Genomic DNA, 23,294 nt, shown 5'->3' on the forward strand with positions numbered 1-23,294 from the left:
CTTGCGTATCATTCACATGTGTATAGCTGCTGATTTGTCGCGGGCTTCATGGCAAACTAGGCGCATAAACCTTGATTTTACGCATACCTGTTGGAGAATAAATTGGACAAAATTTTCGTCGATGAAGCAGTGAAAGAACTGCACACCATTCAGGATATGTTGCGCTGGGCTGTCAGCCGTTTTAACGCGGCTAATATTTTTTACGGTCACGGCACGGATAATCCGTGGGACGAAGCCGTTCAACTGGTCTTTCCAACTATCTATCTTCCTATTGATATCCCTGAAGATATGCGCAACGCCCGCCTGACATCCAGTGAGCGCCATCGTATCGTTGAGCGGGTTATCCGCCGGGTTAACGAACGCATTCCGGTCGCTTATCTGACCAATAAAGCCTGGTTCTGCGGGCAGGAATATTACGTCGACGAGCGTGTTCTGGTGCCTCGCTCACCGATTGGCGAACTGATTGAAAACCGTTTTGAAGCGCTGATTCCACATCAGCCAAGCCATATTCTGGATATGTGTACCGGTAGTGGCTGTATCGCTATCGCCTGCGCCTACGCTTTCCCGGAAGCGGAAGTGGATGCCGTTGATATTTCAACGGATGTACTGGCGGTGACCGAGCACAATATTCAGCAGCACGGCGTTGAACATCAGGTTACGCCTATCTGCTCCGATCTTTTCCGCGGTTTACCGCCGATTAAATACGATCTGATTGTGACTAATCCGCCGTATGTAGATGAAGAAGATATGTCCGATTTGCCGCAGGAATTCCGTTTTGAACCGGAATTGGGCCTAGAGGCAGGCTTGGACGGATTGACGCTGGCGCGCCGGATTCTGGCCTGCGCCCCTGATTTTCTCCAAGATGATGGCGTTCTGATTTGCGAAGTGGGTAATAGCATGGTGCACTTGATGGATCAGTATCCTGACGTGCCTTTTACCTGGCTGGAGTTCAACAACGGCGGTGACGGTGTGTTTATGCTGACAAAACAGCAGCTCATTGATTGTCATCATCATTTCAGTATCTATCGCAACTAAGCAGCAGACACGATTGTGCCTGCCGTAATACTTGCCGGCGAGATCGCTCTCTGACCGGCAGACGGATTTTGACTCAAGGGTAAGGAGCCGTGATGGCTGGGAATAGTATTGGGCAGTTTTTCCGCGTCACCACTTTTGGTGAATCTCACGGCATCGCGTTGGGATGCATAATCGACGGTGTTCCGCCGGGTATTCCAATCACTGAGGCGGATATTCAGCTGGATCTCGACCGGCGTCGTCCGGGGACTTCTCGTTACACCACTCAGCGCCGGGAGCCGGATCAGGTTCGTATTCTGTCCGGGGTGTTTGAAGGCGTAACTACAGGTACCAGTATTGGCCTAATGATCGAAAATACCGATCAACGCTCGCAGGATTACAGTGCGATTAAGGACGTGTTCCGCCCTGGCCACGCCGACTATACCTATGAGCAAAAATACGGCGTGCGTGATTATCGTGGTGGCGGTCGCTCATCGGCGCGGGAAACCGCAATGCGCGTGGCCGCAGGTGCCATAGCGAAGAAATATCTGCATCAGAAATTCGGCGTGACGGTGCGCGGTTATCTGGCACAAATTGGTGATATCAGCTGCGATCTATTGGATTGGGATTTGGTTGAACAAAACCCGTTCTTCTGTCCGGATGCCAGCAAACTGGAGCCTTTGGATGCGCTAATGCGCGAATTGAAAAAGGCCGGTGATTCTATCGGCGCGAAAGTGACGGTCGTGGCGGAGCATGTGCCGGTAGGTTTAGGTGAGCCGGTATTTGATCGTCTGGATGCCGATCTGGCCCACGCGCTGATGAGCATCAACGCGGTGAAAGGGGTGGAAATTGGCGACGGTTTTGCCGTAGTCACTAAGCGTGGTAGCGAAAACCGCGACGAAATCACTCCAGAAGGTTTTCAGAGCAACCACGCTGGCGGGATTCTCGGCGGTATTAGCAGCGGTCAGCCGGTGGTTGCCCATCTGGCGTTGAAACCGACTTCCAGCATTATGGTACCGGGGCAGACTATCAATCGCCAGGGAGAAGCCGTGGAAATGGTGACTCGCGGTCGTCACGATCCGTGCGTCGGTATCCGTGCGGTTCCTATTGCCGAAGCCATGATGGCGATTGTTTTAATGGACCACCTGCTGCGTCAACGTGCGCAGTGTGGCGATGTTAACTCTGACGTTCCGCGCTGGTAACTCAATGAAAATATGGATGTTGGGGGCTGCGGCTTGGCTTGCGTCCTCTTCAGTCATGGCTTTGACGCCGTGGCAACAAATCGATCATCCAGTAACCGGTACCTCGCAGGCCATTGGCGGTTTCGCTAATGGTTGCGTCATCGGCGCGCAGCCGTTGCCGCTGGATTCGGCGAATTATCAGATAATGCGTCCCGATCAGCGCCGTTATTTTGGTCATCCGGATTTGCTGAATTTCATCCAGCGGTTTAGCGAGCAGGCTAAACGGCAACAGTTGGGTTTGGTGTTGATTGGCGATATGGCTATGCCTGCGGGTGGACGCTTTAGCAGTGGCCATGCCAGCCACCAGTCCGGTCTGGACGTGGATATCTGGCTACAGTTGCCAACTCAGCGCTGGACTTCACAGCAGTTACTAAAACCTCAGCCGATCGATTTAGTATCCTCGGATGGCAAACAGGTAGTACCGCGGTTATGGCAGCCGCAGGTTGCCAGCATGATAAAACTGGCGGCGAAAGATAGCGAAGTCACGCGGATTTTCGTCAATCCGGCGATTAAGCAGCAGTTATGCGTCAGTGCCGGTAGCGATCGCGATTGGTTGCATAAAGTCCGGCCTTGGTTCGGTCATCGGGCGCATATGCACGTGCGTTTGCGTTGCCCGGCGGACAGTCTGGAATGCGAAGATCAGGATTCACCGCCAGCGGGTGATGGTTGTGGTGCCGAGCTGCAAAGCTGGTTCCAACCTCATCAGCCAAGCGCCAAACCGGGTAAAACTACGCCGCCGCCATTACCGCCATCCTGTCAGGCGTTGCTGGATAACCACTTCGCCGGGAGATAGTCATTGGATTGGTTCACTCTTGGCCCCGAGGTCCTCGGGGTCTTGTTTTTAGTGGCGCTGCTGGCGGGATTTATTGATTCCATCGCCGGCGGCGGCGGGTTATTAACCATTCCGGCGCTATTGGCGGTAGGCGTGCCTCCGACCCAAGCATTGGCCACAAATAAACTCCAGTCTGTGGGCGGTTCTTTCTCCGCCAGCCTGTATTTTATCCGCCGTGGAGCGGTTAATCTCAAAGATCAACGGCTGACTATTGCCCTGACTTTAGCCGGTTCTATGCTGGGGGCGATTCTGGTTCAGCATATGCAGGCCGATATCTTGCGACAGATTCTCCCTCTGCTAGTTATCGGCATCGGGGTGTATTTCCTGCTGACGCCCAGATTGGGAGAGTTGGATCGGCAACGCCGACTGTCAGCGCTGCCTTTCGCATTAATCGCCGGGGGGGGCATAGGTTTTTACGATGGTTTCTTTGGTCCCGGCGCCGGCTCCTTCTATGCGTTGGCGTTTGTCACCTTATGCGGTTTTAATCTGGCTAAATCTACTGCTCACGCCAAGGTACTGAATTTCACCTCGAATTTAGGCGGTCTAACCTTTTTTATTCTCGGTGGAAAAGTGTTATGGGGTATTGGGTTAGTGATGCTGGTTGGGCAGGTACTGGGGGCGCGTTTGGGCGCACATATGGTACTAACTCGTGGCCAAAAACTCATTCGGCCGATGATCGTCGTCGTCTCTTTGGTGATGAGTTGCAAGCTGCTCTATGATAATCACGGCTCGGAAATTCAGGCGTGGCTGGCATTGCAGGGCATCGGCTAATGCTCGCTTGTTACGCAGCTTAATGGGATAATCCCTCTTTATCTATAAGGGCATTATTTGCCCACTGTATTGCCTCTGATGCCAAATTGGCGGAGGCGTAACTTGCGGCTTACCGGGTACACACAGCGTAATCATGTCAGAAAGTTTATCGACTCAAAACCATACTCATCACTATCAAGAACTTATCGATATTTTTAATCGCTGTTTCAGCGAAGAATTCAACACCCGGCTGGTGAAAGGCGATGACGAGCCTATTTATCTGCCTGCTGATGATCAGGTGGATTACAATCGCATTGTGTTTGCCCATGGTTACTATGCCAGCGGTATGCATGAAATTTCCCATTGGTGCATTGCCGGTGAAGAACGGCGCAAGCAGGTAGATTTTGGTTACTGGTACTGCCCGGACGGGCGCGATGCGCTAACCCAAAGCCAGTTTGAGGCGGTAGAAATCAAACCGCAGGCGCTAGAATGGATGTTTTGCGTCGCGGCGGGTTTCCCTTTCAACGTGAGTTGCGACAATCTGGAAGGTGACTGCGAGCCCGATCGCCTTGCTTTTCAACGGAAAGTGCGTGAACAGGTGTTGCAGAATCTGGATCAGGGAATATCCCCACGACCTGCGGGCTTTATTCGGGCGTTGCAATCGTTTTACAATACGCCCCCGCTGGCGGTGGAACACTTCCCTTATCCGGAAGATTTCGACTGATAGCCAGACTGACCAGAAAGTTTATTGAGGAAGAGCAATGATCGCAGAATTTGAATCGCGCATTTTGGCGCAGATTGATGACATGGTAGAGCACGCCAGTGATGATGACCTGTTTGCGGGCGGCTACCTGCGCGGTCACCTAACATTAGCCGTGGCAGAATCGGAAGAGCACGGCGAGCATTCTGCTGAGCAGTTACACGCCCGCGTTCAGCACAGTCTGGATAAAGCCATCAAAGCTGGCGAATTATCGCCGCCGGATCAGGTTTTGGTGCTGGGTCTGTGGGATCGTCTCTTAGCAAACGCGCAGATTTCTCATTAGTTTTATCGCTGCCGTGACGCTGATGGCATCATGGCAGCGGCCTTTCATTCAGGGCGTGCTGGGTTCGGTACCGGTCTGCCTTTCAGCAGTTTTCTAATCCAAAAACGATTCGGGTTTAATGCGGCCAACGTTGAAGTATTCAGCGGCAACGGCTCGCCGAACAGTTGACCGGCTAGAACCTCGGCTACCAGCGGTGCGCTGCATAATCCGCGCGATCCTAACGCTCCCGCCATAAACAGATCCGGATATACCGGCGCTGCATCGATCGGATCGCCGTTTTTGATCTGCTGTTGTAGCCTCTGGTATTGAGCCAGCGTGGCCTGATAGTCCGGTACTGCACCCACCATTGGTAAATGGTCGCGAATGGCGCAGCGCACGCCACAGCGCGCCTGATTATCTGAAACATTCACCTGCTGTACCCAATCCACCTGCGGTAAACAACGCATCAGACGATCGCGATTTTCTTGTTGCTCAGAGGCGCTGAACAGAGTGGAGGTTTCACCGCGCTGATAACTGGCCCCGATACAATGCTGCTGATTATTCGGATTGACCGGCGTCATATAACCGTCGTAGCAGAGTACGTTTTGCAACTTGCTGAGGGTTGGCGTGGTGGGAATATGGGAAACCTGCCCACGTACCGCCGTCAGCGGCAGGAAACGAGTTTGTTCCCACTGAGGTAAGCGATGGCCGGCTGCCAGAATCACCGTCTGATGACGGGTATCTGGCTGATTGGCAAAAGTCAGTTGCCAGCGATGTTCTACCCGCGTCAATTCGATGACTTCATGCTGATAGTGGCAGTTCATGCCTTGCTGTTGTGCCAGAGCCATCAGCGCCGTGGTCAGATCTGAAGGGCAGAGCCAGCCGCCGTTCGGATAATGAATGCCGTCATGCCCACTGTCCACACCCGCTCGCTCGGTTAGCTGGGCATGGCTCATGGATTCAGCAAATTCTTTCGGCCATTGCGTGCCTAAAATCTTTTCGATTTTGCCACGGCTTTTATCATCGTAAGCCAGTTGGCTAACGCCGCACCACTGATGGTCGAAGGCAATGCCTTGTTCGATCAACGCATCGTACTGGCGGCGTGCAAAGGTAAAGGCGCTGGTGTAAAAATCCTCTAACGCATCGCCTTTTCCGTTCAGTAACGGATAAATCGCCCCCTGACGGTTGCCAGAAGCGCCTTGCGCCGGTTTTTCATCGGCACAGTACAGGCTAACTTTGGCTCCACGTCGCAGCAGAGACAACGCGGTTAGGGCGCTAACAATGCCGCCGCCGATAATGGCGATATCCTGAATGTCGCTGGCGGCTGGGCGGGTATACCAAGGCGCAGGATGCGGATTAATGTGATTGTCCGGCAAAAGCCCGGTTAGCATTTCCCTTTTTTGCCCGAAACCTTTCACTTTAGCAACTTCAAAACCGGCCTGCAGCAAGCCTCTACGCACAAAGCCGGCGGCAGTAAAGGTCGCGAAGGTCCCCCTTGGGCGAGCGAGTCGCGCCATGGCGCTAAACAGCAATTCGTTCCACATATCTGGGTTTTTGGACGGTGCGAAACCGTCCAGGAACCAGGCATCAACCTGATTATCCATGCTGGCGTCTAACTGAGGCAGCAGCGTATTAACGTCCCCGAACCATAAATCCAGCGTAATACGCCCCTGATCCAGCAAAATACGATGACAACCAGCCAGCGGCAGTGGCCACTGGGCGCGCAGCTGTTCGGAAAAAGCGGCCAGCTCCGGCCAGCGGCTGTGGGCGACGGCGAGATCTTTCAGGTTTAACGGATATTTTTCGAAACTTATATAGTGTAGGTGCTGAAGCGATGCGTCAGGCTGTTGCTGCCGAAACTGTGCGAAACTTTGCCACAGTGTTAAAAAGTTCAGACCAGTGCCAAAACCGGTTTCTGCGACCACGCAGCGAGGGCGTGAATGCTCCATAAAGCGCTGTGGAAAACCGTTTCCCTTGAGAAAAACAAAACGGGTCTCTTCCAGCCCATCTTGATTTGAAAAGTAGACGTCATCAAATTGTTCCGAAACAGGTGTACCCTGATCGTTCCAACTGAGCGTGGCGGTTTGGATGGGGGTGTTATTCACGTAAGAAGACTCGTATCTCAAGGGGTAGAAGGATTTTAACGAGGTGTTACCTTGGGTGCAAATCGGAAGATAATCTGGTGATATTACGCTGATCGGACTTGTTCGGCGTACAACTGTACGCTAAAGTGCGTTGCAAAATCCCGAAAGCTAAAAGTGGAAGAGGTATTAAATGAAGCGTGCAGTGATTACTGGCCTGGGTATCGTCTCCAGCATTGGTAACAATCAGCAGGAGGTCCTGGCATCTCTGCAGGAAGGTCGTTCTGGTATTACTTTCGCTCAGGAATTTAAAGACGCAGGTATGCGCAGCCATGTTTGGGGCGATGTAAAACTCCAGTCTGAGCCGAAAGATCTGATCGATCGCAAGGTGCTGCGTTTTATGAGCGACGCCTCGATTTACGCTTATTTGGCTATGCAGGAAGCAATTTCAGACTCTGGTCTGACCGAAGAGCAGGTTTCCAACTTCCGTAGCGGCTTGGTAGTCGGTTCTGGCGGTGGTTCACCACGTAACCAGGTTGCCGGTTCCGATGCCATGCGTACTCCGCGCGGCCTGAAAGGCGTTGGCCCGTACATGGTGACCAAAGCTATGGCATCCGGCGTTTCCGCATGTCTGGCTACGCCGTTTAAAATCAAGGGCGTGAACTACTCTATCAGCTCTGCCTGTGCGACCTCTGCTCACTGTATCGGTCATGCGGTTGAACTGATTCAGCTCGGCAAACAGGACGTGGTCTTTGCCGGCGGTGGCGAAGAGCTGTGCTGGGAAATGGCCTGTGAGTTCGATGCGATGGGCGCACTGTCCACCAAGTACAACGAAACGCCAGAAAAAGCGTCTCGTACCTACGATAAAGACCGTGACGGTTTCGTTATCGCAGGCGGCGGCGGCATGGTCGTAGTCGAAGAACTGGAGCACGCATTGGCCCGTGGCGCACATATCTATGCTGAAATCGTCGGTTACGGCGCAACTTCAGACGGCGCAGACATGGTTGCTCCATCAGGCGAAGGCGCAGTGCGTTGTATGCAAATGGCAATGCAAGGTGTCGATACCCCAATTGATTATATGAACGTGCACGGTACTTCTACGCCAGTTGGCGATGTGAAAGAGCTGGGCGCGATTCGTGAAGTCTTCGGTGACAACACTCCGGCAATCTCTTCTACCAAAGCGATGACCGGTCACTCTCTGGGAGCCGCTGGCGTTCATGAGGCTATCTTTAGCTTGCTGATGGTTGAGCATGGTTTTATTGCGCCGAGCATCAACATCGAAAATCTGGACGAGAAAGCCGAAGGGATGAACATCATCACTAAGCCAACCAAACGTGAACTGACGACGGTTATGTCCAACAGCTTCGGTTTTGGTGGTACTAACGCCACTCTGGTGATGCGTAAATACCAGAAATAAACCGTCCCGCGGCTTTTGCGCCATCATTTTTCACAATGATTAAAATTGAATCCCGAGCTGATTGCAGTTCGGGATTTTTTTTATCTATTTATCCCTTTGGTTATTTTCTTAATCCATATCTATAGTTATTGAGGCTTTTGATCGGGAATGTCTTTTCATTCTAATTATTTACATTATGGATGATTGAATAAGCCGCCGGTGATGCTATGACGTGCCATCGAGACCTGTAAGTTGCTATCAAGCTTTTTTAGCGAGCCAGCGCCGTATTCACATTCTTTGCAGTAGGTTTAACTGCAAGGATGTATCAGGTGGAGAATCCCGCTGATTTGCCACTAATGAAACTCGATGCTCAACAAGGGAATTAAGATCTACTCAGTATTTCCTGGGTCAGGCTCTGGTTAACATTGCGATGATTAAAGGGATTTATTTTATTTCGATATCACAACGCCATTTACGGCTTTTCGTCTGAAAGCGAGAAGCTTAGGTTTTATAGAGCTCAAACGAACGGGTGCATTACAATGAAATATCTGTTTTTACTGATATTTATACTTTGCGTGCTTTACATTCATTACCGCGGACGAGCTCGCTATCCTTTTTGGCGACAGCTTTCTGATCATTCCACCTTTGTGGCGCCGCTCAATGTGTTTATGTACCTTTTTTCTAAAGTGCCTAACACGCCATATTTAAAACCCGAAACCTTTCCCGAATTACAGCAATTACAGGCCAACTGGCAAAAGATTCGCGAAGAAGGCGAATCCTTGATGGCGATACAGCAGATTAAGGCTTCGGATAAATATAATGATGCCGGTTTTAACTCGTTCTTTAAAACTGGCTGGAAACGTTTTTATTTAAAATGGTATGAGGATAATCATCCCTCGGCGATGAGTCTGTGTCCGTTTACGACGGAACTACTGCGTGGATTACCTTCGGTCAAAGCGGCCATGTTTGCGGAATTGCCTGATGGCAGCCGTTTGCCTCGCCACCGTGATCCTTATGCCGGTTCTTTGCGTTATCACCTTGGTTTGATTACGCCAAACGACGACCGCTGTTTTATTGAAGTGGACGGCGAACCTTATAGCTGGCGGGATGGGGAAGGGGTATTGTTCGACGAAACCTATCTGCATTTTGCCGAGAATAAAAGCGGTGAGAACCGGCTGATTTTATTTTGTGATATAGAGCGTCCGATGCGTTATCGCTGGGCGCAGCGGGTTAATCATTGGTTTGGTCGGAATTTAATGAGCGCCGCAACCGCGCCAAACAATGATGAAGATCGTACTGGTGGGGTGAATCGGTTATTCAAGTATATTTACGCGATACGTAAAGTGGGTAAACGATTAAAAGCCTGGAATCGACGAGTTTACTATCTGATTAAATGGATATTATTCGGTGGTATTGCCGGATTGATTTTCTTCTCTTTATAACCGACTCTCGTGATAACAGACGAAGAAAGTAAAACTAAGCTGGGGCAATTAGTTGCCCCATAGACATTATTTTTTGCTTTTGTGGATCTTAGCGGCCAGCGATTAACTTAACGCATATTCAGCGGCGGTTTGAGCATGAATGGCGGTGGTATCAAATACCGGTACTGAAGCATCTTCAGCGTTTACCAGCAGGGTAATTTCAGTACAGCCAAAAATAATACCCTTGGCTCCTTGTTGTTCCAGTTTGGCAATAATCCGGCGGTATTCCGCTCGGGATTTTTCGTTGATTTCACCCAGACAAAGTTCCTGATAAATAATCCGATTGACGATTTCTCGGTCCGCAGCGTCGGGCACCACGACGTCGATGTTATGCCTTTCGGTTAAGCGCCCACGGTAAAAATCCTGTTCCATCGTATAGCGGGTACCCAGTAACCCAATTTTTTTCAACCCCTGATGCTTAATCTGTGCCGCAGTAGCGTCGGCAATGTGCAATAAAGGTAAGCCGCTGACCGCCTCAATCTCATCTGCCACTTTGTGCATGGTATTGGTACATACCACGATAGCTTCGGCACCGGCTTTTTTTAACGCCACCGCAGCCTCAGCCAGCAGACGCCCGGCTGCCTGCCAATCACCGGATGATTGCATCTGCTCAATTTCATGAAAATCTACGCTATAAAGCACGATCTTTGCCGAATGCAGACCCCCTAAATTTTTCTTAACATATTGATTAATAATGCGATAATAAGGAATGGTGGATTCCCAACTCATTCCCCCGATCAGACCAAGAGTTTTCATTTATTTTCCTGCCTGTACTAAAAGTGAAGCCGTTGTCAGCCAGAGCGAATTTTTCTTTTAATAAAACCGGGTGCAATAAACCGAGTGGACCGATAGCGCGGAGTAATTCGTAAAACTGTGATTAGGCTCCGCCTTTGTCGTAAGTACCGAACTATGATGGTCTCTGTAATATTTATATATCAATAAATAACGTTCTTAAAACTATATAAATTTAACCTTGGAGCCTGGGATGATAAAAGTGAAAACCGCCGCATCATTAACTTTACTTGCTCTGTTATTACCTGCTACAGAAGTGGCCTTCGCGCAGGAGCAGGGCAATAATGTTCGGTCTGAACAAAATGGTTATCAGTTGGAACAGGTATTGGTAATGAGCCGCCACGGTATTCGTGCGCCGTTGGTTAATTATGGTGATATTTTGTCTAGCGCTACGCCGTTCCAATGGCCGAAGTGGGAAACGCCCGGTGGTCTGTTAACGCCAAAAGGCGCGGAAGTTGAGGCTATTTTCGGCGGTTATTTCCGCGAGTGGCTGGTGCAGAATAAATTACTGACAGCACAGGGTTGTCCGGTAGACGGCAAGGTATTTACCTACGCCAACAGCTTGCCACGCACTATAGATACGGCTCAGCATTTCCTGTTTGGGGCTTTCCCCGGCTGCAATGTACCGGTGCACCACCAAAAAGAAATTGGCAAAATGGACCCGGTATTTAATCCCATCATTACCTTGGATGTGACGCCCGAATTTAAAGCTCAGGCCTTAGCGTCAATTAATCAGCACGCTGGCCCCGGTGGTATAGTAGGGCTGAATCAGCGCTTGCAGCCCAATTATCAAATACTGTCGCGGATATTGGATTTTAAAAACTCGCCGTCCTGTTTGCAGGATAAAAAATGTGACTGGAGCGAGCAACCCAACGTAATTTCACTGGTGCAAAATAAGGAACCGGGAATTACTGGGCCGCTGAAGTTAGGCACCGGCGCGTCTGATGCCTTTATGCTGCAATACTATGAAGGTTTCCCGCTGAAAGACGTAGCTTGGGGGCGAATCACTTCGCCGGAAGAGTGGAAAAAATTGCAGGAAATAAAAAATCAATATCATGAAACCTTATTTGGTTCACCGGCAATAGCGGATAACGCCGCCGAGAAACTGGTTAATTTCATCAGTGCTGCGTTAGATCCGGTGGGAGAGAAAACGCCAAATGAGCAGTTGGCGCAGCAAGCCAAATTAGCGGTGCTGGTAGGGCATGATTCAAATATTGCCTCTTTGCTAGCCGCGATGAAAACCAAAGACTATCAATTACCTAATCAGTATGAGAAAACGCCGATTAGCGGAAAAGTAGTATTTGAACGCTGGAAAGACACCAAAAACAATAAAGATCTGATGAGGATTGAATATATCTATCTTTCAACCGAACAAATTCGCAATAAAACGCCGCTGAGTTTGCAAGCGCCGCCTGAGCGCGTCACGTTGGAAATTGAAGGCTGTCCAATTGATGCCCAAGGTTTTTGCTCTATGGACGATTTCCGACAGGCAATGAAGAAAAATACTCATATCTAAATGGCTATTCGCGGCAGGGGAGTACTCCTGCCGTATTTTACTGATCCGGCTCTCTCGGTTAAGCTGAGGCTAATTTTCCTCGATGGTCAAAGCTTTCTATGACTGGATCTGTATCTTTGCGCACTGGCCTGACGACTTTATTTAAACCTTTTTTACGCGATCGTCTGCTGCATCTTTTACTGCTGGTGGGGATTGGGCTGAGTCTCTGGATGCCAGAGAAAGTTCACGCTTTCCCTGATTATATCGATTGGACCACCATCATTACCTTGCTGGGGCTTATGCTGCTGACCAAGGGCGTAGAGGTGAGCGGTTATTTTGATTTTATTGGCCGTAAGATAATTAATAAACTCCACACTGAACGGCATATGGCGCTGTTTTTGGTATTATCAGCGGCTTTGCTTTCCTCATTTCTCACCAATGATGTCGCTCTGTTTATCGTGGTTCCGCTGATCCTGACTTTAAAAAGAATGTCATCGCTGCCAGTGAGTCGGTTAATTATCTTTTCAGCCATTGCTGTCAATGCCGGTTCGCTGCTGACGCCGATTGGAAATCCACAAAATATCCTGCTGTGGAGTCAATCTGAGCTGTCATTTTTAACTTTTACGCTGCAAATGCTGCCTTTGGCCGCGGCAATGTTGATGACGTTATTTGGGCTGACCTGGCTGTTTTTCCCCGCTCGTCAAATCAGTAAGCGTCGCGATACTACAGAATATCCATATCAATCGGGTTTATTGCTGAGTTGTTTGGCGCTGTATATTTTGTTTGTGGTTAGCGTCGATTTTGGCTGGGGACTTTATGGGTTAGTGGCGGTATTAATTGGACTATTACTGCTAGCAAGACGGGTATTGCTTTATATCGACTGGAGCCTGATTTTTGTGTTTATGGCTATGTTTATCGATATTCGGCTATTAACAGAATTACCGGCGTTGCAAAGCCTATTTGGTGGTATCAGTAGATTGCCACCATCGGGGATTTATCTGCTTGGAATCGGTTCGTCGCAGATCATAAGCAATGTGCCCGCGACGATCCTGTTATTGAATTACGTGCCTTCCAGCGCTTTGCTGGCTTATGCGGTCAATATTGGCGGATTCGGATTGGCAATTGGTTCCATGGCAAATCTTATTGCCTTAAGAATGGCCCAAGAACCGAGTATCTGGCTAAAGTTTCACGCATTTTCACTGCCGTTATTGCTATGGGGAGCGCTGGTGGGCTGGATGTTGCTGTAGCGGGCTCAGGAGAAATCCTGAGCCAACCAATCATCAGATAAACAGTATAAATAATACGGCGAAGGCGATAATCAAAACGATAAAGGCCAACGAGGGCTTTTTCAGCAGAGGTTGCAACGGCGCAGGCAGTGCGGCGATAAACGGATTGTAAATCGGCTGAATAGGGCCTTGTTCGTCGCTGCGCTGTATCGTTGTGGCGCGATCCAAGCGGTTGGAAAACAGCACGTTAATGACATCGTTAAGCTGAGCCTGAGTCAGCGGTGTGGTTGGGCTGGCCTGAAAACGATGCTGAGCATAATCGGTTAACAGTTTCTGCTCAGTGCTGTCTACTGGCTGTTTCAATGCGGCTTGCAGGCTTACTAGCGTTGGCGCGACTTGCTGACTGAGGGCAACTTTGGTCTGTAAGAACTGGCTCATAAGCTGAAAATGACGCGCGGGGAGCGGATCGGTATGCTTAATACCAATCATCTCAAATAGTCCTTGCCAGATTTTAGCTGGCTGTTCACCGGTTGCGGCGCTGAGTTTGGTGACCAGCGATTGCAGGCTTTGGTGCTCGGCGGGCAATAGCGGGCGATCGGTTACGGCGGCAAGCTGCGGCTGCGGGATGGTCAGCGTACCGGATTGCAGTAGTACGAAAACTTGCTGTAATTGCTGATGGCTTAGCTGGCTGAGCACCGTATGACCAAAGTTCTGCCGAATAAAGTCGCTGACTGCCTGACGGTTATTCCCCTGAGGGAGTAGTTCGGTTAACTGTTGACGTAACTGATGATTAGCGTGATTTTCCTGCGCCTGACCCAAACGGGTTTGCAGCAACTGTTCCGCCGGCTGAAAATGTCGTGCCAGCAGCTCTGCGGTATTAGTTAATGATAAATCGTGGCGTAGGGTAGCCCATATTTCCGCCGACTTTACCGGCGTTAGTGCCATAATTCGGACGATCAGCTTTTCCAGCGTAGTACGCTGAGCCGGAGTTAACGCTTGATCGTCACCGCTGTTTAACGGGCTAGTTTTGTTCGGCACAGTAGTTGTGGTGCGATCGCTGGCTATTGGGGCGCCGGGGCCGTTCAAAGGTTGCATTTCACCCGTCCTTCGCTAGGAATAAAATCATGGTTACCCGGCGACTGGCGCAGGCTGGCGCTATAATACCTGTAAATTTGTCCAATCAATACAGTCCGGCTAGGGTTTTATTAAGTGAATGTTTATGTTGTGGGCATTGATAATCTGAATTATGTCGCTAAGATGAGCACACAACGAAAAATAGGGCTTAAATGGTTCATCAACAACGCATTGCAAAATGGTTCCTCTGTCTGGCTTGTCTGGTCGTACTGGTATGTATGACTCAGCGCATGGCCAGCATGCACGCGTTAGAACAAAATTTCGGCCTGATTTCCCTGAGCCAGACGGTTGCCGACGAGCAAGCGTCACCGGCACCTTGTGAGCTAAGTGCTAAATCTCTCTTGGCCGCGCCAACGGTGCTGCTTGAGCTGACGTATTTTGCTTTGGGATTATTGTTACTGTTATTGGTTCCAATCTCACCGTGCGTGATGCGGTTTCCGCCACGACGCGCCATTTCACCCAGTCGATTAAGGGTGCACCTCCGATTTTGCATTTTCCGGGAATAGCGACTCCGCCAGTTGATTTGGTGTGATTAATCTATTTTTGGAGAAAAGTAATGCGCAATATTTGCAAGACAGCTTTGTTCTGTCTGTCGCTGCTATGGCTGCCCAGTCTGTGGGCTGCGGATAGCGGTTGGCTCATCAGTCCGCTCAATGACCATGCTAAGGTACGGCTGCGCGCCGAACCTACCGCCGAAGGCGATACGCGTCTCTTGCTGTCGGTCGCGTTGGAAAAAGGCTGGAAAACCTATTGGCGTTCGCCGGGCGAAGGCGGTATTGCACCGTCCATACGTTGGGATCATGCGCCTGCTCAGGTGACATGGCACTGGCCAACGCCGCAACGCTTTGATGTATCTGGAATCTCCACTCAAGGCTATCAGCAGCATGTCTCGTTGCCGATAGTGATTTCAGGTGCGTCGGATTCAGGGCTATCGGGAACGCTGACCCTATCAACCTGTAGCAATGTCTGTATTTTGACGGATTATCCTTTCCGTTTGGATCTAAGTAAAACCGACACAACTCCGCGTTTTGACTACGATTTTGCACAAGCCCTAGGGCAGGTGCCGATAACCAGCGGTCTGGTGGATGAGATTACCGCGGGTTATGGCAACGGCGAAGTGCAGATTTTGGCTCAGCGCAGTGCGGGTTGGAAACAGCCAGAACTGTTCTTTGACACTCTCGAAGATGCTGATTTGGGCAAACCGGTGATTGCCATTTCTGGCGAGAAACTGGTGGTTCGTGTTCCGGCCAGCGACGGCTGGGGAGACCGCGCGCCAGATCTGCGAGGGAAAAATCTAACGCTGGTGATCAGTGACGGCGGTGCAGCACAGGAGGCCACGGTTAAACTGGGGGATAGCGTTTCGCTGCCTAATACTGTCACCGCCTATTGGCAGTGGATTTTGATGGCGCTGGCCGGTGGGTTGATTCTAAACCTGATGCCTTGCGTACTCCCGGTACTGGCGATGAAGTTAGGCTCGGTTTTGCAGGTCGAAAACCAAAGCCGCCGTAGCGTGCGATTGCAGTTTATTTTCTCGTCGATGGGAATTCTTTTCTCGTTCTGGTTATTGGCGTTGCTGATGACCGGGTTACGTCTTGGCAACCACGCCCTCGGCTGGGGGATTCAGTTCCAAAGCCCGTGGTTTATCGGCTTTATGGTGCTGGTGACGGCGTTATTCAGCGCTAATCTGTTTGGTCTGTTTGAAGTGCGGCTTTCTTCCTCGGCAACTACCCGCATTGCGACTCAGGGCGGCAATGGCTTGGGTGGACATTTCTGGCAAGGCGCCTTGGCGACACTGCTGGCGACGCCTTGCTCCGCGCCTTTCCTCGGCACGGCTGTAGCCTTTGCGCTCGCTGCACCGCTTCCAGCACTTTGGGGTATTTTTACTGCGCTTGGGGTCGGAATGAGTTTGCCTTGGTTGCTGATCGCCGCTTGGCCGAAACTGGCGCTGTGCCTGCCACGCCCCGGTCGCTGGATGAACCATCTGCGGGGGATATTGGGCCTGCTAATGCTAGCGTCCTGTCTGTGGTTAATCAGCCTGTTGAGCAGCCATATCGGCATCCTTTGGACATTGATTATTGCCGGTATTTTCCTGTTGGCGCTGTTGCTGGCTATTGGGCGTCATTATGGTGTCCGTATTGCCGCTATTGTCAGTCTCATCAGCCTGTTAGTGATTGGCGTGGCGTTGCTGGTCGGTGCGTTAACCGCAGACCTGTGGCGTAAACCGCTGCACGATCAGGTGCCATGGCAGCCGCTTAGTGAAACGGCGATTCAGCAGGCGCTGAAGGAAAATAAGCGGGTTTTCGTTGACGTGACCGCTGATTGGTGTGTGACCTGTAAAGTTAATAAAATCAATGTATTGATGCGTGATGATGTGCAAAAGGCTCTGATGGAGGATGACGTGGTCGCTCTACGCGGTGATTGGACGCGTCCTTCGCCAGAGATGACTGCGTTCTTACGTAAACGCGGCAGCGTTGCCGTGCCGTTTAATCAAATCTATGGCCCAAATAGCCCGCAGGGCGTGGTGTTGTCCCCTCTGTTAAGCCGTGAATCCCTGCTAGACGTTTTAGCCACCGCTAAAGGAAATAAATGATGAAAATTATCACTCTGTTGGTACTTTCCCTGATAACTGCACCGGTATTTGCGGCACCTTTTACTCCGGAGCAAGAGCTGCGCATTAAAGAATTAATCGGCGAAACTCTGATTTCTAATCCAGAAATTCTGGAGAAATCGGTTAATGCGTGGCAGCAAAAGGCTAACGATGAGCAAGGTAAGCAACTGAGCACTTTGATTAAAGCCCATGAAAAAGATCTGTATCAGGACCCAGGTAGCCCGCGCTTGGGAGCGGAAAAACCGAAGTTAACGCTAGTTTCCTTTACCGATTATAACTGCCCGTATTGCAAAACCTTCGATCCACTTTTGGAAAAGATCGTTAAAACTTATCCTCAGGTGGCTTTAGTGATCAAGCCGTTGCCATTTAAAGGCGAAAGTTCAGTGCGCAGCGCACAGGTGGCTCTGACGCTGTGGCAGCAGCATCCGGAGCAATTTTTACCGTTTCATCAGCGCTTGATGGCGAAAAGAGGCTTCCATGATGCCGCGAGTATCGCTGCCGCTGAGAAAAAAACCGGCGTAGTTGCGGTGGAACCCACGGAGCAAAGTCTGAACGTATTGCGGACTAACCTGCGTCTAGCCGATCAACTGGGTATTCAAGGAACTCCCGCCACGTTAGTCGGCGACCAAATGGTGCCAGGGGCAATATCCTATGATCAACTTGAGGAAATCGTTAAGGCGCAACTGGCGCAGGCGGAAAAATGAGCCGGCTGAAACGCTGGAGCCGTGAGCTGCTTATACTGCTGGCAGTGGTGCTGGCGCTGACCGTAGCTATGGATTGGCTGCGCAGCCCGCAGGCGCCACCGAGCTGGGAGGGGGAATCACTGGTTGCTCTGGATGGGCAGCCGGTGTCTCTGAAAGCGCTGAGTGAGGAAAAACCGCTGTTGGTATATTTCTGGGCCAGCTGGTGTGGCGTATGTAAATTTACTACGCCTAGCGTGAACACCTTGGTTGCTCAAGGGGAAAATGTGATGACTGTAGCGTTGCGCTCCGGGGATAATCAGCAGGTGGAAAAGTGGTTGGCAAAGAAAGGTCAGCGCTTGCCGGTAGTCAACGATCCTTCGGGGCAACTCTCGGCCCAATGGCAGATAGGGGTTACTCCAACAATCGCTATTTTATATCGCGGAGAAATGGTCAGCAGTACCAGCGGTTGGACCAGTTTGTGGGGGATGAAACTGCGGTTGTGGTGGGCCGGTTTTTGATTAAACTAAGATAGTAAAAATCCGATAGTGCATTGAACTGCACCTTACTCAGTTGGCTATCCTACTGAGTAAGGTGCAGTTTTTATCAACTACTGGCGTAGCCTGAGTAGGCTTTGGTCATCGCCTTTCATTAACAACACCATTCAGCCAATTTTGCTTTCCATGCGACATATTCTGGTGAGGGGAGTTTGAAGAAACCAATGGAATATCTTTCAGGCGTAGCCTGAAGCAATAGGGTACACACCAGATCCTGAAGCCAAGACGTATCTTCCAGATTTTCAAATGTAGCTATATCTTTAAGTTTATCTATTGATTCATCTACATAAAGCAATGAATCCCTTATGTTTTGATATTTCTCCTTCTGAGCGGCGTATTTGTTAGGGAAAATAAATTTTGTGACTTTCCCCCAAAAACTTTTAGGGGAGTTATGTATTTTTAAATTGGTTACTGCATCCCAGATGATTGGTTGCAATCCTATTTCACTTCTCAGTAATAGTGGAGGCTGGTTTTTTAATTCTAGCAACGCTTCTGAATCAGCATCGTATTTACTGAAATGAGTGCTAATATGGTCGTCAATGCTTTTTTTGTTTTTTTCAAGTGTTTTGTAGTCACCTTGGAGCATATCTGCTTTAGAAAGGGGTAACGAATGGTTGATTAGGTTGGTATTTTTTATATCTGATTGGTAATTACTATTAAGTCTTATATTTAATAATGTTTTGAAGGTTTTACTGAGTAGAGAGCATGTTAAGTATAGTTTATAACTATTCTCAATATCACCTTTTAATTTATCAATGTCAGCTTGAGTTGGCATAAATTCTTTAATTTCTAACTGAGGCTCTTCAATGGTTGATATTGGTAGTGGATGCTTTCGCACTTCTATTTTAATATCTCCACCCAGAAGTTTATTAAACACTTTGGTCATTCTGGTGATTTTGAATACCTTGTTCAGTACGCCATTTTGTTTTAAGACAACATCTAATTTATTATATAGCGTTCCGCTACCGTGACCTTTTAATATTTGTTTGATCAGCATGGCTATTTTTTCCGGTTCCGGCGGTAAATTCCTTACTCTGACGATATTTTTACCTGAAATTTCAGGTAGCTCTATATATTTGTGAATGTCTTTATTTTCATTGCTAATTTCACCTAACAGATAACCAATATGTATTTCTTGATTCTTAGGGGCATCAATATACTCTTGCAGCCAGTTTCCAATGTCGTTGCCTATCGCGCTGATGGTTGCATCATCAAGTTTTTTGTTTGTTTTGATTATTGTTGGTAACGAGTTATCTATTGAAGAGGTTGATGGTTGTTCTGTGCAGTCTTTTTTTGCAAATGCATAGTTGTTATGGATTGATTTATCCATATTATCGGACTTGTTTTCCCGTGATATGTTAAATGCTTTTATTGATTTTATGAATGAATTGCCTGTGGTCTTGTGCTGATTTTTGGGGCTTTGATTTAACATGGGAGACGTAGATGCTTGATTGATTTTTTTGAACTTTGAAGCAAACCCACTACGTACTTTGTCGGAGAGAGGCTTTAATACCAGTTGTGTGTTATTCGTTAAGTTTGTCACTTTTGGCATAGTCATCATCTCATATTTCTCAGTGGAGATAATACTATTGCTAAATATTATTAGTGGTGCTATCAAGAAGTGATTATTTTATTAAATAATTAACTAATATATTAGATTTCTATGTTCAGGGTTGAGAACGAAAAATAATAGTATTGCAGATGATTTCATTTGTTGGCATTTTGCTAGTGCAAAACAGTTTTCATTGATTGGTATTGCGAATGGAAATATGCCGTCTCGGCCTGAGCAAGAATAGCTTGAGGCCGGAAGGCATGGAATGATTTTTAATCAGTTAGCTTTTATCCGTTTGCCGATTGGGGGGTGATTCAACCTTGATTTCAACAATTGGCGTCGGAGCTTTACGTAGTAGAATCCGCAGGCGTTGTGCCAGAATGACACCGGCCAGCGTGATTCCTCCGCCAATCAGGTGATAACTGTGTAACTGTTCGTGCAGGAAGCTCACGGCTATAATGGCAGTGAATACTGGCGTTAGATTCATAAAAATTGATGCGGTATTGGCGCCTAAACGCATCACGCCGTGAATCCACAGGTAAGGCGCGATAATTGACGCAGGGATCCCGGCAAACAACACCAACGGGATATTTTGCGCGTTAAGCTGCACATCGCTTGCCAGCAGGAAATTAGGGATTAACAACAGCACGCCAAACACAATCTGCATGTACAGAGATTGCCAGTTCGGTAGCTGAATATTCCAGCGTTTGGTGAGTACGCCATACAGAGCGTAAGAGGTAGACGCCGCCAGCATCATCGCCTCGCCTTTACCAATACCGTGCTGCAGTAACTGAGCCGGATCGCCAGCGCTCACCAGCCATACCAGCCCACCCAGCGATAAAATACTGCCTAAAGCGATGCCTACTGTGGGAGCAACCCGGAGTACGACAATGCTGATTAATACGGTTAACAACGGAATCAACGAGCTGAGAATCCCCATAAACAGGGCGCTAACGCTGTGTGCCGCGTAATAGGCCAGGCTTTGATACAACACCATACCCAACAGACCCAGAATGAACAGTTTCCACCAGTAAACCTTAATCGCCGACCAGTTGCGAAGCACGCTCATGAGTAAAAAAGGGGTAAGAGTGATTAACGCCAGTAACCAGCGATAGAAAGAGATTGCCGCTGGATCGATAGCCGTGGCAGAGATTTTACTGACCACGGCATTGACCGACCAAATGATCACCGCGAACAGAGGGAAAAGCACATTCATGATAACTATTCTCATTTAAACTAACTTGCCCGCTAGTCTACTCCTGTCTGATTTATTATATATACTGATAATCGGACAAGATTCAGCGCAATTAAGACATTTGCTCTGTTGCGAACGCCTTAGTGACAAAAATCCGATTAACCATGGTGTCTTAATTATGGCTTCTTCCTTGCTACCCAAGGCGCTGGCTGCGCCACCTAAAACCCTGTTGCTCCGTTGTGAAGAACTCAATGCGAATACGGAGTTTTTGCCGCATTCTCATCAATATGGGCAGTTAATTTGCGTCAAATCTGGCGTAGTTGCCATGAGCGTCGGTGGGCAGCGTTTCCTTGCTCCGCCGGAGTTCAGCCTATGGATACCCAGCGGAATGGAGCACTCTAGCTATAACCGGCGGCCAACCAAATATCGGGCCATAGATATTGCGTTGGATTTATGCAAAGAGCTGCCGGATTCTCCCTGTCTGATTAACTTTAGCCCGATCATTAATGTCATTCTGGAAGATTGCTTTAAGCGCGGGATGTCTGCGCCGCAGACGCCGCAGGAGCACCGTCTAGTACAAGTGTTGATCGACCAGCTGAAAATCTCGCCGATACAACGGACTTATTTGCCCACTTCGCAGGATAAACTGCTAGCACCCATTTTATCCGCGCTGGAGCGCTGTCCGTCAGACAATACGTCGTTATCTCAATGGGCTAAACGGGTTTACAGCACCGAACGTACGTTATCTCGCCGCTGCCAGAAGGAGTTAGGCATGCCTTTTAGCGAGTGGCGGCAGAGACTGCGGTTTCTACATGCTATTTCTCTGTTAGAACAAGGAAAAACCGTCAATAGCGTGGCGTTGGAAGTGGGATACAGTTCGGCGTCGGCCTTTATTGTTATGTTCCAGCAAATTTCAGGCACCACGCCGGAACGCTATCGGCGTGGACAATAGACTTTCCGAAGAAAGCCGCAGTTATAACGTTGGGTTCCAGTTCATTCAGTGGCAAAATAGCTTCCATCTTTTTCATCGGTATGGCAGCGCGCTGTCGGAGAGCAAAGTGAAAATTCTGGTTGACGAAAATATGCCTTACGCCAAGGACCTGTTCCAGCGTTTAGGTGAAGTGCAAGCGGTGCCGGGGCGTCCAATTCCCCTTGAGGCTTTGACCTACGCGGACGCGCTGATGGTGCGCTCTGTCACTAAAGTCAACGCGGAATTGTTACAGGGTACTGGTATCGGTTTTGTCGGTACCGCCACCGCCGGCACGGATCATGTGGATGAGGCTTGGCTACGTCAGCAAGGGATCGGTTTTTCGGCGGCTCCCGGCTGTAATGCTATCGCGGTGGTGGAATACGTTTTTTCTGCCCTGATGATGATGGCGGAGCGCGATGGATTCTATCTGCGTGATAAAACCGTTGGAATTATCGGCGTAGGTAATGTGGGGGCGCGGCTTAACGCTCGCTTGCAAGCCTTAGGCGTTCGGACGCTATTGTGCGATCCACCGCGTGCGGAGCGGGGGGATCCAGAGGTGTTCTGGCCGTTGGAAAAACTGGTGCGGGAAGCGGATGTGCTGACTTTCCATACGCCGTTAAACAAAAATGGCCCTTATCAAAGCCTACATATGGCGGACGCTGATCTGCTGGCCGCGTTGCCGGATAACCGTATTCTGATCAATGCCTGTCGCGGGGCTGTCGTCGATAACACGGCGCTGCTGACGGCGTTGGAAAAAGGTAAAAAACTCAGCGTAGTATTGGACGTGTGGGAACCTGAGCCTGAATTATCGCTGCCACTGTTGGCGCAGGTAGATATCGGTACGCCACATATCGCCGGTTATACGCTGGAAGGCAAAGCGCGCGGCACCACGCAGGTATTTGAAGCTTTCAGCCGGCATATTGGTGAGCCGCAATCGGTGGAATTGTCCTCATTGTTACCGCAGCCGGAATTTAGCCATATTCGGTTAAATGGCGGGTTGGATGAAGGCAAATTAAAGCGATTAATGCACTTGGTGTATGATGTGCGCCGCGATGATGCGCCGCTGCGACAGGTTGCCGGTATTCAAGGTGAATTTGATCGGCTGCGTAAGCATTATCAAGAACGTCGCGAATGGTCATCGTTGTGCGTACAGTGCGACGATGAAGCCAGCGCCGAATTGCTGCAAAAACTGGGCTTCACGACTCAGCTTTTGTAGGCATTTCAGTTTGTCAGCGAGTTAAACGCGGCAAATGACCTGAATGTAGATTATC

The 23,294-nt window shown here is 49.4% G+C and carries 21 protein-coding genes; 16 read left to right on the forward strand and 5 right to left on the reverse strand.

What is annotated here, in order from left to right:
• Nucleotides 1-102: 102 nt before the first annotated feature.
• From prmB to AD970_RS03690, 6 genes are all read left to right on the forward strand, one after another.
• Nucleotides 103-1,035: a 50S ribosomal protein L3 N(5)-glutamine methyltransferase gene (prmB, locus tag AD970_RS03665; protein WP_049596978.1), complete on the forward strand. Its 933-nt coding sequence runs from the start codon at nucleotides 103-105 to the stop codon at nucleotides 1,033-1,035.
• 92 nt (nucleotides 1,036-1,127) lie between these two features.
• Nucleotides 1,128-2,213 (forward strand): chorismate synthase, encoded by a 1,086-nt coding sequence (aroC, locus tag AD970_RS03670; protein WP_049596979.1) that lies wholly within the window; start codon nucleotides 1,128-1,130, stop codon nucleotides 2,211-2,213.
• Nucleotides 2,214-2,217: 4 nt separating this feature from the next.
• On the forward strand, nucleotides 2,218-3,045 hold the full coding sequence (mepA, locus tag AD970_RS03675; RefSeq protein ID WP_049596980.1) for a penicillin-insensitive murein endopeptidase: 828 nt from the start codon (nucleotides 2,218-2,220) through the stop codon (nucleotides 3,043-3,045).
• Between the two features lie 3 nt (nucleotides 3,046-3,048).
• On the forward strand, nucleotides 3,049-3,855 hold the full coding sequence (locus AD970_RS03680) for a sulfite exporter TauE/SafE family protein (RefSeq protein WP_049596981.1): 807 nt from the start codon (nucleotides 3,049-3,051) through the stop codon (nucleotides 3,853-3,855).
• Nucleotides 3,856-3,988: 133 nt separating this feature from the next.
• Nucleotides 3,989-4,558 (forward strand): elongation factor P hydroxylase, encoded by a 570-nt coding sequence (locus AD970_RS03685; RefSeq protein WP_049596982.1) that lies wholly within the window; start codon nucleotides 3,989-3,991, stop codon nucleotides 4,556-4,558.
• 37 nt (nucleotides 4,559-4,595) lie between these two features.
• Nucleotides 4,596-4,877, forward strand: a complete 282-nt coding sequence (locus AD970_RS03690; protein WP_049596983.1) for a YfcL family protein — start codon at nucleotides 4,596-4,598, stop codon at nucleotides 4,875-4,877.
• A 44-nt stretch (nucleotides 4,878-4,921) separates the two neighbouring features.
• Here AD970_RS03690 and mnmC read toward each other — a convergent pair whose 3' ends face one another.
• The gene (gene mnmC / locus AD970_RS03695; protein WP_049596984.1) at nucleotides 4,922-6,961 is read right to left on the reverse strand and encodes a bifunctional tRNA (5-methylaminomethyl-2-thiouridine)(34)-methyltransferase MnmD/FAD-dependent 5-carboxymethylaminomethyl-2-thiouridine(34) oxidoreductase MnmC; all 2,040 of its coding nucleotides are present in this window, start codon (nucleotides 6,959-6,961) and stop codon (nucleotides 4,922-4,924) included.
• Nucleotides 6,962-7,130: 169 nt separating this feature from the next.
• Between mnmC and fabB the strand changes: the two genes are divergently transcribed.
• Both fabB and lpxO read left to right on the forward strand, forming a co-directional pair.
• Nucleotides 7,131-8,354: a beta-ketoacyl-ACP synthase I gene (fabB, locus tag AD970_RS03700; protein ID WP_049596985.1), complete on the forward strand. Its 1,224-nt coding sequence runs from the start codon at nucleotides 7,131-7,133 to the stop codon at nucleotides 8,352-8,354.
• 518 nt (nucleotides 8,355-8,872) lie between these two features.
• On the forward strand, nucleotides 8,873-9,775 hold the full coding sequence (gene lpxO, locus AD970_RS03705) for a lipid A hydroxylase LpxO (protein ID WP_049596986.1): 903 nt from the start codon (nucleotides 8,873-8,875) through the stop codon (nucleotides 9,773-9,775).
• 102 nt (nucleotides 9,776-9,877) lie between these two features.
• Here lpxO and AD970_RS03710 read toward each other — a convergent pair whose 3' ends face one another.
• Entirely contained in the window at nucleotides 9,878-10,570 is a 693-nt protein-coding gene (locus tag AD970_RS03710; protein WP_049596987.1) for an aspartate/glutamate racemase family protein, read from the reverse strand.
• 229 nt (nucleotides 10,571-10,799) lie between these two features.
• Between AD970_RS03710 and agp the strand changes: the two genes are divergently transcribed.
• Entirely contained in the window at nucleotides 10,800-12,122 is a 1,323-nt protein-coding gene (gene agp, locus AD970_RS03715; RefSeq protein ID WP_049596988.1) for a bifunctional glucose-1-phosphatase/inositol phosphatase, read from the forward strand.
• Nucleotides 12,123-12,220: 98 nt separating this feature from the next.
• A complete protein-coding gene (locus AD970_RS03720) occupies nucleotides 12,221-13,348 on the forward strand; it encodes an SLC13 family permease (protein WP_049596989.1) in 1,128 nt (375 codons plus the stop codon).
• A gap of 33 nt (nucleotides 13,349-13,381) precedes the next feature.
• On the opposite strand, the gene flk is transcribed toward AD970_RS03720, so the two are convergent.
• Nucleotides 13,382-14,422, reverse strand: coding sequence for a flagella biosynthesis regulator Flk (flk, locus tag AD970_RS03725; RefSeq protein WP_049596990.1), 1,041 nt, complete (start codon nucleotides 14,420-14,422; stop codon nucleotides 13,382-13,384).
• Nucleotides 14,423-14,613: 191 nt separating this feature from the next.
• On the opposite strand from flk, the gene AD970_RS03730 reads away from it, so the two are divergent.
• The 4 genes from AD970_RS03730 to AD970_RS03745 are packed head-to-tail and all read left to right on the forward strand — an operon-like array spanning nucleotide 14,614 to nucleotide 18,270.
• Complete coding sequence (locus AD970_RS03730; protein ID WP_049596991.1) at nucleotides 14,614-14,967, forward strand: hypothetical protein; 354 nt, start codon at nucleotides 14,614-14,616, stop codon at nucleotides 14,965-14,967.
• Nucleotides 14,968-15,017: 50 nt separating this feature from the next.
• On the forward strand, nucleotides 15,018-17,051 hold the full coding sequence (locus AD970_RS03735) for a protein-disulfide reductase DsbD family protein (protein WP_049596992.1): 2,034 nt from the start codon (nucleotides 15,018-15,020) through the stop codon (nucleotides 17,049-17,051).
• On the forward strand, nucleotides 17,051-17,773 hold the full coding sequence (locus AD970_RS03740; protein ID WP_049596993.1) for a DsbA family protein: 723 nt from the start codon (nucleotides 17,051-17,053) through the stop codon (nucleotides 17,771-17,773). Before AD970_RS03735 ends, AD970_RS03740 begins: the two co-directional genes overlap by 1 nt.
• Nucleotides 17,770-18,270, forward strand: coding sequence for a protein disulfide oxidoreductase (locus AD970_RS03745; RefSeq protein ID WP_049596994.1), 501 nt, complete (start codon nucleotides 17,770-17,772; stop codon nucleotides 18,268-18,270). Before AD970_RS03740 ends, AD970_RS03745 begins: the two co-directional genes overlap by 4 nt.
• 130 nt (nucleotides 18,271-18,400) lie before the next feature.
• Here the strand turns inward: AD970_RS03745 and AD970_RS03750 are convergent, their stop codons facing one another.
• On the reverse strand, nucleotides 18,401-19,867 hold the full coding sequence (locus AD970_RS03750; protein WP_049596995.1) for a hypothetical protein: 1,467 nt from the start codon (nucleotides 19,865-19,867) through the stop codon (nucleotides 18,401-18,403).
• Nucleotides 19,868-20,138: 271 nt separating this feature from the next.
• Nucleotides 20,139-21,074 carry a DMT family transporter gene (locus tag AD970_RS03755; protein ID WP_049596996.1) on the reverse strand — a complete coding sequence of 312 codons (936 nt, stop codon included), beginning with the start codon at nucleotides 21,072-21,074 and terminating at the stop codon, nucleotides 20,139-20,141.
• Nucleotides 21,075-21,231: 157 nt separating this feature from the next.
• On the opposite strand from AD970_RS03755, the gene AD970_RS03760 reads away from it, so the two are divergent.
• The gene (locus tag AD970_RS03760) at nucleotides 21,232-22,005 is read left to right on the forward strand and encodes an AraC family transcriptional regulator (protein WP_049596997.1); all 774 of its coding nucleotides are present in this window, start codon (nucleotides 21,232-21,234) and stop codon (nucleotides 22,003-22,005) included.
• A gap of 106 nt (nucleotides 22,006-22,111) precedes the next feature.
• Nucleotides 22,112-23,239, forward strand: coding sequence for a 4-phosphoerythronate dehydrogenase PdxB (gene pdxB, locus AD970_RS03765; protein ID WP_049597176.1), 1,128 nt, complete (start codon nucleotides 22,112-22,114; stop codon nucleotides 23,237-23,239).
• The last annotated feature ends 55 nt before the right edge of the window (nucleotides 23,240-23,294 follow it).

This window comes from Yersinia nurmii, from assembly GCF_001112925.1.
Classification (GTDB): domain Bacteria; phylum Pseudomonadota; class Gammaproteobacteria; order Enterobacterales; family Enterobacteriaceae; genus Yersinia; species Yersinia nurmii.

Excerpts from the sequence above, each read along its gene's own strand:
- AD970_RS03710 (WP_049596987.1), bottom strand. The coding sequence starts at position 10,570 with ATGAAAACTCTTGGTCTGATCGGGGGAATGAGTTGGGAATCCACCATT.
- flk (WP_049596990.1), bottom strand. The coding sequence starts at position 14,422 with ATGCAACCTTTGAACGGCCCCGGCGCCCCAATAGCCAGCGATCGCACC.
- lpxO (WP_049596986.1), top strand. The coding sequence starts at position 8,873 with ATGAAATATCTGTTTTTACTGATATTTATACTTTGCGTGCTTTACATT.
- AD970_RS03685 (WP_049596982.1), top strand. The coding sequence starts at position 3,989 with ATGTCAGAAAGTTTATCGACTCAAAACCATACTCATCACTATCAAGAA.
- AD970_RS03755 (WP_049596996.1), bottom strand. The coding sequence starts at position 21,074 with ATGAATGTGCTTTTCCCTCTGTTCGCGGTGATCATTTGGTCGGTCAAT.
- AD970_RS03720 (WP_049596989.1), top strand. The coding sequence starts at position 12,221 with ATGACTGGATCTGTATCTTTGCGCACTGGCCTGACGACTTTATTTAAA.
- aroC (WP_049596979.1), top strand. The coding sequence starts at position 1,128 with ATGGCTGGGAATAGTATTGGGCAGTTTTTCCGCGTCACCACTTTTGGT.
- AD970_RS03745 (WP_049596994.1), top strand. The coding sequence starts at position 17,770 with ATGAGCCGGCTGAAACGCTGGAGCCGTGAGCTGCTTATACTGCTGGCA.
- AD970_RS03750 (WP_049596995.1), bottom strand. The coding sequence starts at position 19,867 with ATGATGACTATGCCAAAAGTGACAAACTTAACGAATAACACACAACTG.
- AD970_RS03730 (WP_049596991.1), top strand. The coding sequence starts at position 14,614 with ATGGTTCATCAACAACGCATTGCAAAATGGTTCCTCTGTCTGGCTTGT.
- agp (WP_049596988.1), top strand. The coding sequence starts at position 10,800 with ATGATAAAAGTGAAAACCGCCGCATCATTAACTTTACTTGCTCTGTTA.
- AD970_RS03740 (WP_049596993.1), top strand. The coding sequence starts at position 17,051 with ATGAAAATTATCACTCTGTTGGTACTTTCCCTGATAACTGCACCGGTA.
- AD970_RS03760 (WP_049596997.1), top strand. The coding sequence starts at position 21,232 with ATGGCTTCTTCCTTGCTACCCAAGGCGCTGGCTGCGCCACCTAAAACC.
- mepA (WP_049596980.1), top strand. The coding sequence starts at position 2,218 with ATGAAAATATGGATGTTGGGGGCTGCGGCTTGGCTTGCGTCCTCTTCA.
- fabB (WP_049596985.1), top strand. The coding sequence starts at position 7,131 with ATGAAGCGTGCAGTGATTACTGGCCTGGGTATCGTCTCCAGCATTGGT.
- AD970_RS03735 (WP_049596992.1), top strand. The coding sequence starts at position 15,018 with ATGCGCAATATTTGCAAGACAGCTTTGTTCTGTCTGTCGCTGCTATGG.
- AD970_RS03690 (WP_049596983.1), top strand. The coding sequence starts at position 4,596 with ATGATCGCAGAATTTGAATCGCGCATTTTGGCGCAGATTGATGACATG.